This window comes from Arthrobacter sp. zg-Y820 (genome assembly GCF_030142155.1).
In the GTDB taxonomy this organism is placed as follows: Bacteria; Actinomycetota; Actinomycetes; order Actinomycetales; family Micrococcaceae; genus Arthrobacter_B.
In genome coordinates, this window is the sequence record NZ_CP126247.1 from 1478383 (window position 1) to 1492177 (window position 13795).

The window sequence follows — 13795 nt, forward strand, 5'->3', positions numbered from 1 at the left end:
CGACGATGATCGCCGCCGCAGTGCTGGCAGCGGCAGGAAATCGTGAGACAATGGGAACCGAGACCCGGTCGGGTTCGTGTATCAAGTATCGCTTTTGGGCCTTTTGCCGTTTGTGCAGGGGGAACAGAAACCGTTGCGTGAGTGTTCTACCAAGGACACCGCTGCAGACGGGATCGCTTGAATTCAAGCACGGACTTGACAGGGTCATAGTGGTGTTGCCCCCAATGGCGATTCCACAGCCCGCCGTATGAAAGGTTTTCTGTGTCGCCGAGAAAGACAACTGCAGTCGAAGAGACTGACACTGCAAGCAAGCGCACTGCCGCAGACGAAGCTTCGGCTCCGATCGAACCCGCTGCCGGCGAAAAGACCGCGGTGAAGACCGTCCGCAAGGCCGCAGTGCGCAAGCCTGCAGCTGCCAAGTCAGGTACCACTGCAGCCGGCCGCAAGACCGCCGCCAAATCAGCCAAGTCGGCCAAGGCCGCAGCAGCTGCGGAAGAGGATGAGCAGCAGACAAGCGACTCCGATCCCGCCGAGCCGGAGCTTGACCCGGCAGACGCACCGGAGGCAGCGCCGACCGGTTCCGGGTTTGTCTACTCCGATGCCGACGACGATGACGCCCCTGCCCAGCAGGTCGTCTCAGCCGGTGCCACCGCGGACCCGGTCAAGGACTACCTGAAGCAGATCGGCAAGGTTGCCCTGCTGAACGCAGAGCAGGAAGTTGATCTTGCCCTGCGCATCGAAGCCGGCCTGTTCGCCGAAGAGAAGCTGGCAGCCGATCCGACTATGGACCCCAAGCTCAAGCGCGAGCTGGAGTTTATCGTCCATGACGGAAAGCGCGCCAAGAATCACCTGCTGGAGGCCAACCTCCGGCTCGTGGTCTCGCTGGCCAAGCGCTACACCGGCCGCGGCATGCTGTTCCTGGACCTCATCCAGGAAGGAAACCTGGGCCTGATCCGCGCAGTCGAGAAGTTCGACTACACCAAGGGCTTCAAGTTCTCCACGTACGCCACCTGGTGGATCCGCCAGGCCATTACCCGCGCGATGGCCGACCAGGCCCGCACCATTCGCATCCCGGTGCACATGGTCGAGGTCATCAACAAGCTGGCCCGCGTGCAGCGCCAGATGCTTCAGGACCTGGGCCGCGAGCCCGCGCCGGAAGAACTGGCCCTCGAGCTGGACATGACCCCTGAAAAGGTTGTGGAAGTGCAGAAGTACGGCCGCGAGCCGATCTCCTTGCACACGCCGCTCGGTGAAGACGGCGACTCCGAATTCGGTGACCTCATTGAGGACTCCGAGGCCGTGGTTCCGGCTGATGCCGTGAGCTTCACCCTGCTGCAGGAGCAGCTGCACTCGGTGCTGGACACTCTCTCCGAGCGTGAAGCCGGCGTGGTGGCGATGCGCTTCGGCCTGACCGACGGCCAGCCCAAGACACTGGACGAGATCGGAAAGGTTTACGGGGTTACCCGTGAGCGGATCCGCCAGATCGAGTCCAAGACCATGTCCAAACTGCGCCATCCGTCACGCTCGCAGGTTCTGCGCGACTACCTGGACTAAACCCGGGCGGTGCCCGCACCGCTGCGAAGTCCGCTGAACGCCTCCGATCCGCTGCTGCGGGTCGGAGGCGTTCTGGGTTAAGCCGGCCCCTGGTCCGGCGGCACGGTGCCGGCCACCCGGGACCGGACCGCCCCGGGACAAGAAAAAGGTTCCTTCCGCTCAGCGGAAGGAACCTTTTCAAGCTGTAAGCGGCGCCCGGTTGTCCGGGCGGACCGCAGGTGCGGCGCTAGTCTGCGGAGACGGCTTCCGTCTTCGCCGTCAGGCGGGATGTTTCGTCCTGCCATTCCGACGTCAGGGGGCGGAGGTTTGCCTCCACTGCCCGTGCATGGTGGCCGCAGAAGAGCAACTCCCCACCCGAGGATTCCAGTACCGCACGTACGTACGCCTGCGCGCCGCAGCGGTCGCAGCGGTCCAGCGTGTTCAATTCACGAGTAGCTACTGCTGCTGTCATGAAAGCCTCCTAAGGGTGTTGATACTTCATATAACCATCTTTGCGCACCCAGTCTTCGCACCCGGGAGCGCCTTTCGCTCTGCGCGTACCAATCGGGTGTTCTGTTGTGAGGTAATTCACCGCTGCTGAGTCGCTGGCAGGCAGTGTCACCGGTGGGCCTTAACCTTGGAAGTAGTCCGGTTTCGGCCGGGCACAGCTAGTCGGCGATCCGCCGGCCAACGGTCCCAACGCTGAGGAGTTTCAAACACGTGGCGCCCCCGAACACTGAGTACAACGCCCGCCACCTTTCCGTCCTGGAAGGGCTCGAAGCCGTCCGCAAGCGTCCGGGCATGTATATCGGCTCCACGGACTCCCGCGGGCTCATGCACTGCCTGTGGGAGATCATCGACAACTCAGTCGACGAGGCTCTGGCCGGGTACGGGCAGAGCATCAAAGTCATCCTGCATCCGGACGGCTCCGTGGAGATCCACGACGACGGCCGCGGCATTCCCGTGGACATCGAGCCCAAGACCGGGCTCACGGGCGTCGAGGTGGTCTTTACAAAGCTGCATGCCGGAGGGAAGTTCGGCGGCGGCTCCTACGCGGCATCCGGCGGCCTGCACGGTGTCGGCGCCTCCGTGGTCAACGCGCTGTCCTCGCGCCTTGACGTCCAGGTGGACCGGGCCGGCAAGACGTACCAGATGAACTTCCGGCGGGGCGAGCCCGGCCATTTCGCCGATACGGGCAAGACGCCGAGCCCCGACGCCAAGTTCTCCCCCTTCCTGGAAAGCTCCCGGCTGGAGGTTGTCGGAAAGGCCAAGCGCGGGGTGACCGGCACCCGGATCCGCTACTGGGCGGACCGGCAGATCTTCACGCCCGACGCCAAGTTCTCCTACACGGAGCTGCAGGCCCGCGCCCGCCAGACCTCCTTCTTGGTTCCCGGGCTGCGCATTACCCTGCGTGACGAGCGCCGGCTGCCGGGCACCCCGGGCGAAGCCGGACCCATCGAGGAGGTGTTCCAGCACGACGGCGGCATCACCGAATTTGTCGACTTCCTGTCCGCTGACGCCGCTGTCACGGACATCTGGCGGCTGCAGGGCAGCGGCAAGTTCAAGGAATCCGTTCCGGTGCTGGATGATTCCGGCCACAGCAAAATCGCCGAGGTCGAGCGTGAGTGCGAAGTCGACATTGCGCTGCGCTGGGGCATCGGCTACGAAACGAACATCCGCAGCTTTGTTAACATCATCGCCACACCCAAGGGCGGCACGCATCAGGCAGGCTTCGAACAGGCCCTGCTCAAGACGTTCCGCAAGGTGATCGAGGCTAACGCACGCAAGCTCAAGGCCGGCTCCGACAAGATCGAAAAGGACGATGTCTTCGCCGGGCTGACCGCCGTCCTGACCGTCCGGCTGGCCGAGCCGCAGTTCGAAGGCCAGACCAAGGAAATCCTTGGCACCTCGGCTGTGCGGGCCATCGTCGCAAAGGTTGTCGACAAGGAGATCACCGCCCGGCTGAACTCCAGCGCCCGCAGCGACAAGACCCAGTCGGCGCTGCTGCTGGAAAAGGTCGTTTCGGAGATGAAGTCACGCATCTCAGCCCGCGTGCACAAGGAGACCCAGCGCCGGAAAAACGCGCTGGAAACGTCATCCATGCCCGCCAAGCTGGCGGACTGCCGGATCGACGACAACGAACGCTCTGAACTGTTCATCGTCGAGGGGGACAGTGCGCTCGGCACGGCCAAGCTGGCACGCTCCTCCGATTACCAGGCGCTGCTGCCGATCCGCGGCAAGATCCTGAACGTGCAGAAGGCCTCGGTTGCGGACATGCTCTCCAACGCCGAGTGCGCGGCCCTGATCCAGGTGGTCGGTGCCGGGTCCGGCCGCAGCTTCCAGCTCGACGCGGCGCGGTACGGCAAGGTCATTTTCATGACCGACGCCGACGTCGACGGCGCCCACATCCGAACCCTGCTGCTCACGCTGTTCTTCCGCTACATGCGGCCGCTGGTCGAGGCCGGACGGGTCTACGCCGCCGTTCCTCCGCTGCATCGGGTGGAGGTCATCCACCACGGCTCAAAGGCCAATGAAATGATCTACACCTACAGCGAGAAGGAACTGCACACGCTGCTGGCCAAGCTGCGGAAGGACGGCAAGAACTACAAGGAGCCGATCCAGCGGTACAAGGGCCTGGGTGAAATGGATGCTGACCAGCTGGCCGAGACCACCATGGATCCGCGGCACCGCACGCTGCGCCGGGTGCGCATTGACCAGGCGGCCGACGCCGAACGCGCCTTCGAGCTGCTGATGGGCAGTGACGTGGCTCCGCGCAAGGACTTCATCGTGGCCGGTGCGGCCATGCTGGACCGCGACCGCATCGACGCCTAGGGCATTCCCGACGCCTAGAGCATTCCCGGGGCCACCAGCAGTGCCGTGGGAACGGCCAGCAGCAGTCCGGAAAGGACAAGCACGGCAGTGCGCTGCCAGGCCGGCAGCGGCGGCAGGGGTGTCAGCAGCCGGCTGAGCCGCCGGACGGTGCCCAGCTGTTCCTGCTCGTCCGGGCTGGCCAGCAGGGGAGCGCCCCGGGGTTCAGCGTGCAGTCTTCCTTCGGGCTGCGCGCCGGTTCCCACGATCGCCACGGCCCGGACCAGTGTCTCGGGCGGAACGGCACGCAGGGCCTCGTCGTCGGCCAGCATTTCGATCAGCTCGTTGACCGACTGCTGGGCCAGCTGGGAGGTCGGCAGCCACGGCAGCGCGGCGCGCCACGCTGCGAAAGCCCAGAGCAGCAGGTGGTGGTGCTGGGACAGGTGGGCTTTCTCGTGAATGAGGACCGCCGAGAGTTCCTCGTCCGAGAGCATCTCCAACAGTCCGTCCGAGAGAACGGTGACGGAACGCGCCCCGCCCGGAAGGCAATAGGCCACCGGGGTGGGATGGTTGATGACCACGGTCGCGGGCCGGGTGGCGGACGGCGAACTCAGCAGCGTAAGCATGTCGCGGTGCCGGTTGCGGCCGCGCCGGATCCGGTAATAGGTCAGCAGCAGGGTAAAAATCAGATGGGCGCTCAGCAGCAGGGCGGCGCTCAGGGCGAAGACGTGCACCAGGCCGAGTGTGGTGGCCGGCGCGCGGGCCAGCAGGATGTTCCACAGCCCGCCCAGGGCGGAGATGAGATTATCCCCAATGGGCTCAAGGCCCCAGGTGAGCATCGCTCCGATCATCGACAGACCGCCGGCCAGCGCAATCGCCTGCCAAAGCACCATGGCCGTGAAAGGGGCGCGGGCGGGCCATTTGGCCCGGGACAGGGCAATGGGAACCGGCCACGCCAGCACGAGGGCCAGCGCAGCGAGGCAATACGAGGCCCAAAACACCGCGGTGCGAAGTGGCTGCCGCTACCGGATCAGTTGCCGCCGAGAAGCCGGCGCAGCGTCTCGGCCTCAGTGACCGAGACGGAGCCGATGAACCGGGCCAGGACGGCTTCCCGGTCACTCACCGAGCCGAGGACTTCGTGCATCAGTTCGGCCGTGTGCTCGGCCTTTGACGTGATGGCGCGGTAGCGGTGCGGACGGATGTTCCGCTCCCGTACCACCAGGCCCTTCTTTTCCAGCCGTGAGAGCACCGTCAGGATGGTCGTTACCGCCAGCCCCTTGCCGGTGCCCGTGCCTGCCTCGGGATTGACCTCGGCCAGTTTTTCGCGCAGTTCGTTTGCGCTGGCTGCCTCCGGAGACTCCCACAGGAGGTCCATCGTTGCCCGTTCCAGCTCGCCCAGGGTAGCCATTTACATCCCGTCCTTTAAATCAAAAAACCCTCCACTGTTCGCCGCGGGGCCGCTGGGCTCAGGTATCAGCTGCAGCACTGCGGACCCGGCGCCGAGGAGGTGTGGTGCCTCTAAATGTACAGGGTTTTCGGCCATGGTTCTACGTCACGTAGAAAACATTTCGGAAGTGTTCTAGGATCGACAGCGGAATGATCTTCTACGCTCTGTAGAACTCCTGGTTCGACTAAAGGAAACCTCCCTTGGAAGCACTCGACATTGCCCGCTGGCAGTTCGGCATCACCACCGTCTACCACTTCCTCATGGTGCCGCTGACCATCGGCCTGGGGCTGGTGGTCGCCACTCTGCAGACCATGTGGGTCCGCACGGGGAAAGACGAATACCTGCGGATGACCAAGTTTTGGGGCAAGCTCTTCCTGATCAACTTCATCATGGGCGTGGCCACCGGGCTGGTGCAGGAGTTCCAGTTCGGCATGGCCTGGAGCGAATACAGCCGCTTCGTCGGAGACGTCTTCGGCGCCCCGCTGGCCCTGGAAGCACTCCTGGCGTTCTTCACCGAATCAGTTTTCCTCGGCCTGTGGATCTTTGGCTGGAACCGGTTGCCGAAGAAAATCCACCTCGCCTCCATCTGGATCGCGACGCTGGCCTCGGTGCTCTCGGCCTACTTCATCCTGGCCGCCAACTCCTGGATGCAGCACCCCGTCGGCGTGGAAATGGTGGACGGCCGGCCGGTCCTGAACGACATCTGGGCGGTGCTGACCAACAACACCCTGCTTGTGGCCTTCCCGCACCAGATCACCGCCGCCCTGTCCGTGGCCGGCGGCTTCCTGCTGGGCATCGCCTGGTTCCACCTCTGGAAGCGGCGCAGGGACGGCATCGACACCGTCAACGAGGACGGCAGCGTGACCATTGGTTCGCGCCCGGAAACCGGCCGCGACACAACCGACCACAGCGTCTGGATCAAGTCCCTGCGCATCGGCGCCGTGATTGCCATGGTGTCCTTCGCCGGCACCGCCGTCACCGGTGACCTGCAGGGCAAGCTGATGTTTGACCAGCAGCCCATGAAGATGGCAGCCGCGGAAGCGGCCTGCCACGACGGTACATCGTTCTCGATCCTCTCCATCGGCGACGTCGGAGCGGAAAACTGCGATGACGTCACCGCCGTGATCGAGGTTCCGGGTGTGCTCTCCTTCCTGGCGAACGGGGACTTCACCACGAACGTCAAGGGGGTCAACACCCTGATCCCGGAGTACCAGGAGGCGTACGGCACGCACATCCCGGATGACCCCAAGTACGGGGAACAGGCCGGCACCGAGGTCGATTACCTGCCGGTCATGTCAGTGACCTACTGGGGCTTCCGGCTCATGATCGGCTTCGGCGGCATCGCAGCGGCAGCGGCAGCGGCTGCCCTCTGGATGACCCGCAAGGGGACCGTGCCGCAGCCCAGGTGGCTCATGCGCCTGGCGGTCTTCGGCATCCTGGCCCCCTTCGGCGCCAACAGCGCCGGCTGGATCTTCACGGAGATGGGCCGCCAGCCCTTTGTCGTGGCGCCCAACCCGAGCTTCACCGGCATCGACCAGGTGTTCATGTTCACCGCAGCCGCCGTGTCACCCGGGGTGTCCCGGGCGGAGCTGATCTTCTCGCTCTGCGCGTTCGTGGTCGTCTACCTGGCGCTGCTCATCGTGGAAGTGAGGCTGCTGTTCAAGTACACCCGCGGCGGCGTGCCCTCGGCCATGCCCGAACTCCTGCACGGAAACGACGGCGGCTCTTCCGGCGGCCTGGACTCGGCCGGCAGCGACGACGGAACCGGCAGTGACGGCCCCGGCGGATCCTCCGGCGGCAGGACCAAGCAGCCCGACGACGTCCTCGGCTTTGCGTACTAACCCGGCTTTGCCCACTCAGCAGTCTGGAGCACAGAAGTGATCTCGCTACCCACCCTATGGTTCATCGTCCTGGCCTTCCTGTGGACCGGATACCTCTTCCTGGAGGGATTCGACCTCGGTGTCGGCATGCTCATGAAGCTCATGGGCCGCAGCGAGAAGGACCGCCGGGTCATGCTCAACACCATCGGCCCGGTCTGGGACGGCAACGAAGTGTGGCTCATCACCGCCGGAGCCATGACCTTTGCCACCTTCCCGCTCTGGTACGCCGCGCTGTTTTCGGCGCTCTACATTCCGCTGGTCTTTGTCCTGCTCGGCCTGATTTTCCGGGCCGTGTCCATCGAATACCGCGGCAAGCACAACGATGACCGGTGGCGCAGCCGCTGGGACTGGGGCATGGCCCTGGGCTCCTTCGTCTCCGCCTTCGGCGTCGGCGCCGCCCTGGCGCTGACCACCACCGGCCTGCCGCTGAACGCGAACGGCGACCGGCTCGGCGGAGCGTTTGCCTGGTTCAACGGCTACGCGGTGCTGGGCGGCCTGGCCGTCGTGGCGTTCTGCCTGGTCCACGCCTGCGTGTTCCTGGCCCTGAAGACCCGCGGCGACATCGAGGTGCGGGCCCGCCGCGCCGTCGTGCGCTGGCTGCCGCTGGGCGTGCTGCCCATGGCGGTCTGGGCGATTGTGGTGCAGGTGCAGAACGGCAAGGCCCTGACCCTGATTCCGCTGGTCATTGCCGTGGTCGCCGTGGTGCTGTCCTGGACAATGGCCCGCCGCGCCCGGGACGGCTGGAGCTTCATCTACATGGGCCTGTTCCTGGTGGCGGGCGTGTTCACGATCTTCGCCTCGCTCTACCCGAATGTCCTGCCCTCGACGCTGGATCCGGCCTGGAACCTGACCGTCGACAACGCCTCGTCCTCTGATTACACGCTGACCGTGATCTCCTGGGTGTCGCTCTTCGGACTGCCCCTGGTGGTGCTCTACCAGGGCTGGACCTACTGGGTGTTCCGCAAGCGCATCACGGCTGAGGCGATCCCGGCTGCCCACACGGTGAATGCCCAGTGAAGCCGGTGCTTCCGGTCAGCGCCGCCAGCCGGCGGGCGCTGTATCTCCTGGGGCTGCTGGCCGCCGTCAAGGCGGCCGGCCTGGTGCTGCTCGCCACCGGCATTGCCGCGGGCGTGGCCGGGCTGGCCGCCGGCGGGCCGGACTGGCGCTGGGTGCTGGCCAACGGCGTCGCCGGCGCGGTGCTGCGCTCCCTCGCGGTCTGGGGCACCGAGACCGTGTCCCAGCGGGCCGCGGCAGGGGTCAAGGAGGAGCTGCGCGCTTCCCTCACCTCCCGCGCGCTCGACGACGGCGGGAACGTACCGGGGATGGGCAGCGGCGCGCTGAGCGTCCTGATCACCCGCGGCCTGGACGGCCTGGACAACTACTACGCCAAGTACCTGCCCGCCCTGGTGACGTGCGCCGTCGTACCGCTGCTGGTGGGGCTGCGCATTCTGTCCGCCGACTGGCTCAGCGCGCTCGTGGTGGTCCTGACCGTGCCGCTGATTCCGGTCTTCATGATCCTGATCGGCCTGCACACCGGCGACAAGACCGCCGCCGCCGTCGACGCGCTCAACCGGCTCTCCGACAACATGCTGGAGCTGGCCAAGGGCCTGCCGGTTCTGGTGGGCCTGGGCCGCGCCCGGGCCCAGGCCCGCGCGCTGCGCGACGTCGCCGACCGCTACCGCGTCCGCACGCTGGAAACCCTGCGGGTGGCGTTCCTGTCCTCCCTGGCGCTGGAACTGATTGCCACCATTTCCGTGGCACTCGTGGCCGTGGTGATCGGCGTGCGCCTGGTCAACGGATCCATGTCGCTGGAACTGGGCCTGCTGGCGCTGATCCTGGCACCGGAGTGCTATCAGCCGCTGCGCGACCTCGGCACCGCCCACCATGCCAGCGAGGACGGCCTCGAAGCGCTCAACCGCACCAACTCCGTCCTGGAGGCTCCCGCCGCCGTGCCGCTGGTGCCCGAGCACGCCGCCGCGGCTGCCGCTCCCGGAACCGGCCTGACCGTTGCCGGGCTGACCATCCGGTACGCCGGCCGGCCCCGGCCGGCCGTATCGAACCTCAGCTTCACCGTGCCCGCCGGCAGCATCGCTGCCCTGACCGGGCCCAGCGGCACCGGCAAAACCTCGGTGCTGGAGGCACTTGCCGGGCTGCGCCGCAGCGGCGGCGACACCACGCTCGAGGGCACCGTCAGCGGCGTGGACCGCGCCGGCATCGCCTGGATTCCCCAGCACCCCGTGCTGGTGGAGGACACCGCGGCAGCCGAGATCGCCCTCTACTCGGGGCTCGGAACTGCGGACGAGGGACGGCGGGCAGCCGTTGAGGCCCTGGCCGCGATCGACTCCCTGCACCTGCTGGACACCCCCACCGCCGACCTCAGCCCGGGCGAGCAGCGCCGCGTCGCCGTCGCCCGTGCCCTGGCCCGGATCGCCTGCCAGCCTCAGGTGCGCCTGCTGCTCGCCGACGAGCCCACCGCGCACCTGGACGCCCGCAGCGCAGCCGCCGTGATCCGTGCCCTCGAGCGCCTGCGCGGCTCCGTGACCGTGCTGCTGGTGGCCCACGACTCCGCCGCCGCCTCCATCGCCGACCGCCGAATTCCGGTGGGCGCGGCGGACCTTCCGGACGGGCCGGCAGCTTCCCCCCTCGCGGGTGGCTCCGGTGCCGGCACTGGAGCCCGGTCCGCCACCGCCACCTCCACCGCCACCGCCGACGGCGACAGTTCCGCCGGTTTCGCCGGGTCCGCCGGCTCCGCGCACGACGCCGTGCCCGCGCCTGCCCGCTGGCGGGACGAGCTGGCCGATACCGGGACCCATCCGGTGCACCAGTCGCTGTGGAAGAACCTCCTGGTCCTGCGTCCCTGGAGCCGGCAGTTCCTGCTGGCCCTGTTCCTGGGCACCGGCGCCACGCTCTTTGCCGTTGCCCTGACCTCCCTGTCCGGCTGGCTGATTGTCCGCGCCCACGAACAGCCGCCGATCCTGCTGCTGCTCACGGCGATTGTCGGGGTGCGGTTCTTCGGCATCGGGCGGTCCGTCCTGCGGTACCTAGAGCGGCTGCGCCTGCACGACGCCGTCTTCCGCGCCACCAACTCGATTCGCATCCGGCTGTGGAACGGGCTGCTGCAGCGACCCGAGGGGTGGCGCCGGCTGGCCCGCGGGGGCGGCGCCCTGGAGCGGCTGGTCGGGGACGTTGACGAACTGCGCGACATCGCACCGCGCGTCGTTTTCGCACCGCTGACCGGATTCCTCACTGCCGTGGCCGCCTGCATCGCCACCGGCCTGCTGCTGCCCGAAGCACTGCCCGCCCAGATCGGCGTCTGCGTGGTGGGCCTGATTGCCGCCCCGCTGCTGGCCCACGCCGCCGACGCCGCCGCCCGCGCCGCCACCGTCCGGCTGCAGTCCCGGTCCATGGCGGCCATGGCCCGCCTGCTCTCCGCGGCTCCGGATCTGCAGGCCAACAGCAGCGCCGCAGCGGTCTTTGCCCGGCAGCAGGAGCTTGATGCCCGGGCCTCGGCCGCGGTCCGGCGCAGTGCCTGGGCGCAGGGCCTTGCCAATGCCCTCACGGCCCTGGCCTGCTCCCTCGGCGCGCTGTACATGCTCACGCTGGCCGAGTCGGCGCCCGCGACCGTGGCCGCCGTCGTCGTGCTCATGCAGCTGGCCCTGATCGAAGCCTTTATCGCCGTCAACGGATCCATCCAGCAGTTCTCTGCCTGGCGGACGCTGGGCGACAAGGTGCTGCCGGACCTGGGCACCGACGAGGTCGAGCCCCTGGACGGACTCGACGCCGAACCGGACACCTCCGCCGGCGCTGAACACCGGGAGGCGAACCTCCGGAACGTGGATGCCGTCGAGCTGCGCGGCATCAGCTACAGCTATCCGGGCCAAACCCGTCCCGTCTTCGAGGATCTGGACCTGGATCTGTACCGCGGCAGCTGGTTGGCAGTCACGGGGCCGTCCGGCAGCGGAAAGTCCACTCTGCTTGGAGTCCTGCTCGGGTTCCTGGTTCCGCAGGAAGGATCCTTCCGAATCAACGGCATCCCTGCCGCCGATCTGCCTCCGGCCGCGCGGCGGATGGCCTGGTGCCCGCAGGAGGCGCACCTGTTCGACTCCACTCTGCGCGGCAATCTGCTGCTGGCCCGCGACCGCCGGCAGGCTCCCGGCGACGCGGAAATGACTGCGGTGCTGGACGCCGTCGGACTGGGGCCCTTCCTGTCCGGGCTTCCGGACGGACTGGACACCCGTGTGGGCGGCGGCGGGCACTTCCTCTCCGGCGGCCAGCGCCAGCGGCTCGCCGTCGCGCGCGCCCTCCTCACGGAGGCCGACGTCGTCCTGCTGGATGAACCCACCGCTCACCTGGATGCGGAGGCGGGGGAGCAGTTGATGGCCGACCTCACCGTCGGGCTGCGCGGCAAATCAGTGGTTGTCGTGACCCACAATCCGGCCGACGCCGCGTGGTGTGACCGGAGCCTGGCCCTGGGCGAACCCGTGTGCGCCGGATCACAGGCGTAGGAAGCGCCCGGGTCCGGTGTCTTAAGCTGGAAAAATGACTACCGCGCCTCCTGAAATTCCAGCTCCCACCACCGGCCTGCGCTGGCGGGCGATCACCGCAGACGACCTCGACGGCTGGCTGGAGCTGATTCGGCGCATTGCCGCGGTGGACAAGCCGGGCTACGTGGACCAGCGCGCCGACCTGGAACACACGCTGGCCTCGAGCGCCGACAACCCGGCGCGGGACACCCTGCTGGGACTGGACCGGGACGGGGTCCCGCGTGCCTACGGGTACCTGGTCCGGACCGAGGGGTCGGACAAGATCCACGGTGCCGGGGGAGTGGACCCGCAGTGGCGCAGGCGCGGGATCGGCACCGCCCTGCTGCGCTGGCAGCAGCAGCGGGCCCGCGAGCGGCTGCTGGAAACCGGGCACGAGGCCGGCCTGCTGCGGTTCATGGCGGAAGAGGACAACGCCTCGCACGTGGCGCTCTTCCATGCTGCCGGAGCACGGGTGGTGCGCTACTTCACCGAGATGACCCGGCCGCTGGAGGACGGGATTCCCGACGTTCCGCTGCCGCAGGGGCTGGAGTACGTCACCTTCAACGCCGGCATTTCCGAGGCCCTGCGCCAGGCGCACAACGAAGTGTTCCGGGACCATTGGGGCAGCGAGGAGCGCGACGTCGAACGCTGGCAGCACAACGTCGAACATCCGCATTTCCGGCCGGACTGGACCTTCGTGGTGATGGACACCGCGGCGGGGGAAATCGCCGGCTACAACATCGCCTCCTACGATCCCGAGGGCAAAAACCGGCACGGCTACACCGAGGGCTACACCGAACTGCTGGGCGTGCGCAGGAACTGGCGGGGACTGGGCCTCGCTCCGGCCATGCTCGGCGAGGCCATGCGCCGGTACAAGGCCTCGGGCATGGAGCGCGCCGGGCTGGGCGTCGATACTGAAAACCCCTCCGGTGCCCTGGGCCTCTACGAGCGTCTCGGCTACGTGCCGACCTACCGCGAGGTCTTTTTCGACCTGCAGTTGCTGCCGTAGGTTAGCGCGGTCCGGGTGCTTGGCCGGTCCGGAAAGCGGCAATGCCGGCGGCCCACCCCGGCGCCCTGCCGCCGTTGGGAGGATGGAGGGCGCCGGCGTCGATCCCGGCGCCCGTCAGCAGCCAGGAACACAGCGAGTTGGAATTCCACATGTCAGTGGAGCCGGACACCTCGCGTCCCCACGTGTGCGGCGGCACCGCCGCCACGCGGTCCAGCAAGGCGGACGCGGCGTCGGCCGTCAGGGTGAACTCGACCGGCTTGCCGGCTGCATGCCGGCGGTCGGGAAGGATTCCGTGCGGCCAGCAGCGGACCTCGTAGCGGAAAAGCCGGGAGCGGCCCAGGAACGGCAGGCCCACGGGTCCGGTGACCACCACGCCCCGCGAGGGGTCGTGCCGGCCCCAGACCGGAGACATTTCGATGACGAACTCCACCTCATCCAGCACCACGATAAGGGCGCTGTGAAACAGCGGCTGCGGCGGGCGGCGGTTCACCAGGGCATGGAAAAGTTCCCAGCATCTGCTGGTGTGGACCACGACGTGGCCGCCCGCCCCGACCGGAAGCCACCACAGCTGCAACCGGGCGGAATCCATCGCGGC

The 13795-nt window shown here is 67.5% G+C and carries 10 protein-coding genes; 6 read left to right on the top strand and 4 right to left on the bottom strand.

The genetic code is table 11. The annotated features are described in order from the left end of the window. Positions 1 to 261 precede the first annotated feature (261 nt). Positions 262 to 1554 carry an RNA polymerase sigma factor gene (locus tag QNO08_RS06565; protein WP_284015962.1) on the top strand — a complete coding sequence of 431 codons (1293 nt, stop codon included), beginning with the start codon at positions 262 to 264 and terminating at the stop codon, positions 1552 to 1554. 226 nt (positions 1555 to 1780) lie between these two features. Here the strand turns inward: QNO08_RS06565 and QNO08_RS06570 are convergent, their stop codons facing one another. Further along, the gene (locus tag QNO08_RS06570) at positions 1781 to 2005 is read right to left on the bottom strand and encodes a DUF7455 domain-containing protein (RefSeq protein ID WP_229966932.1); all 225 of its coding nucleotides are present in this window, start codon (positions 2003 to 2005) and stop codon (positions 1781 to 1783) included. 248 nt (positions 2006 to 2253) lie between these two features. Here QNO08_RS06570 and QNO08_RS06575 point away from each other — a divergent pair, with 248 nt between their 5' ends. Further along, positions 2254 to 4365, top strand: coding sequence for a DNA gyrase/topoisomerase IV subunit B (locus tag QNO08_RS06575; RefSeq protein ID WP_229966931.1), 2112 nt, complete (start codon positions 2254 to 2256; stop codon positions 4363 to 4365). 14 nt (positions 4366 to 4379) lie between these two features. On the opposite strand, the gene QNO08_RS06580 is transcribed toward QNO08_RS06575, so the two are convergent. Both QNO08_RS06580 and QNO08_RS06585 read right to left on the bottom strand, forming a co-directional pair. Further along, positions 4380 to 5342 carry a M56 family metallopeptidase gene (locus tag QNO08_RS06580; RefSeq protein ID WP_229966930.1) on the bottom strand — a complete coding sequence of 321 codons (963 nt, stop codon included), beginning with the start codon at positions 5340 to 5342 and terminating at the stop codon, positions 4380 to 4382. Between the two features lie 29 nt (positions 5343 to 5371). Further along, the gene (locus QNO08_RS06585; protein WP_229966929.1) at positions 5372 to 5749 is read right to left on the bottom strand and encodes a BlaI/MecI/CopY family transcriptional regulator; all 378 of its coding nucleotides are present in this window, start codon (positions 5747 to 5749) and stop codon (positions 5372 to 5374) included. Between the two features lie 239 nt (positions 5750 to 5988). Between QNO08_RS06585 and QNO08_RS06590 the strand changes: the two genes are divergently transcribed. Genes QNO08_RS06590 through QNO08_RS06605 form a run of 4 tightly spaced genes read left to right on the top strand, consistent with a single transcriptional unit; the run spans position 5989 to position 13200 of the window. Beyond that, positions 5989 to 7629 carry a cytochrome ubiquinol oxidase subunit I gene (locus tag QNO08_RS06590; protein ID WP_229966928.1) on the top strand — a complete coding sequence of 547 codons (1641 nt, stop codon included), beginning with the start codon at positions 5989 to 5991 and terminating at the stop codon, positions 7627 to 7629. A gap of 36 nt (positions 7630 to 7665) precedes the next feature. Further along, positions 7666 to 8685, top strand: a complete 1020-nt coding sequence (gene cydB / locus QNO08_RS06595) for a cytochrome d ubiquinol oxidase subunit II (RefSeq protein WP_229966927.1) — start codon at positions 7666 to 7668, stop codon at positions 8683 to 8685. Further along, positions 8682 to 12173 carry a thiol reductant ABC exporter subunit CydD gene (gene cydD, locus QNO08_RS06600; RefSeq protein ID WP_229966926.1) on the top strand — a complete coding sequence of 1164 codons (3492 nt, stop codon included), beginning with the start codon at positions 8682 to 8684 and terminating at the stop codon, positions 12171 to 12173. The genes cydB and cydD overlap by 4 nt, the downstream gene beginning before the upstream one ends. 34 nt (positions 12174 to 12207) lie before the next feature. Continuing rightward, positions 12208 to 13200, top strand: coding sequence for a GNAT family N-acetyltransferase (locus QNO08_RS06605; RefSeq protein WP_229966925.1), 993 nt, complete (start codon positions 12208 to 12210; stop codon positions 13198 to 13200). Between the two features lies 1 nt (position 13201). Here the strand turns inward: QNO08_RS06605 and QNO08_RS06610 are convergent, their stop codons facing one another. Then, positions 13202 to 13789 carry a hypothetical protein gene (locus QNO08_RS06610; protein ID WP_229966924.1) on the bottom strand — a complete coding sequence of 196 codons (588 nt, stop codon included), beginning with the start codon at positions 13787 to 13789 and terminating at the stop codon, positions 13202 to 13204. Between the last annotated feature and the right edge of the window lie 6 nt (positions 13790 to 13795).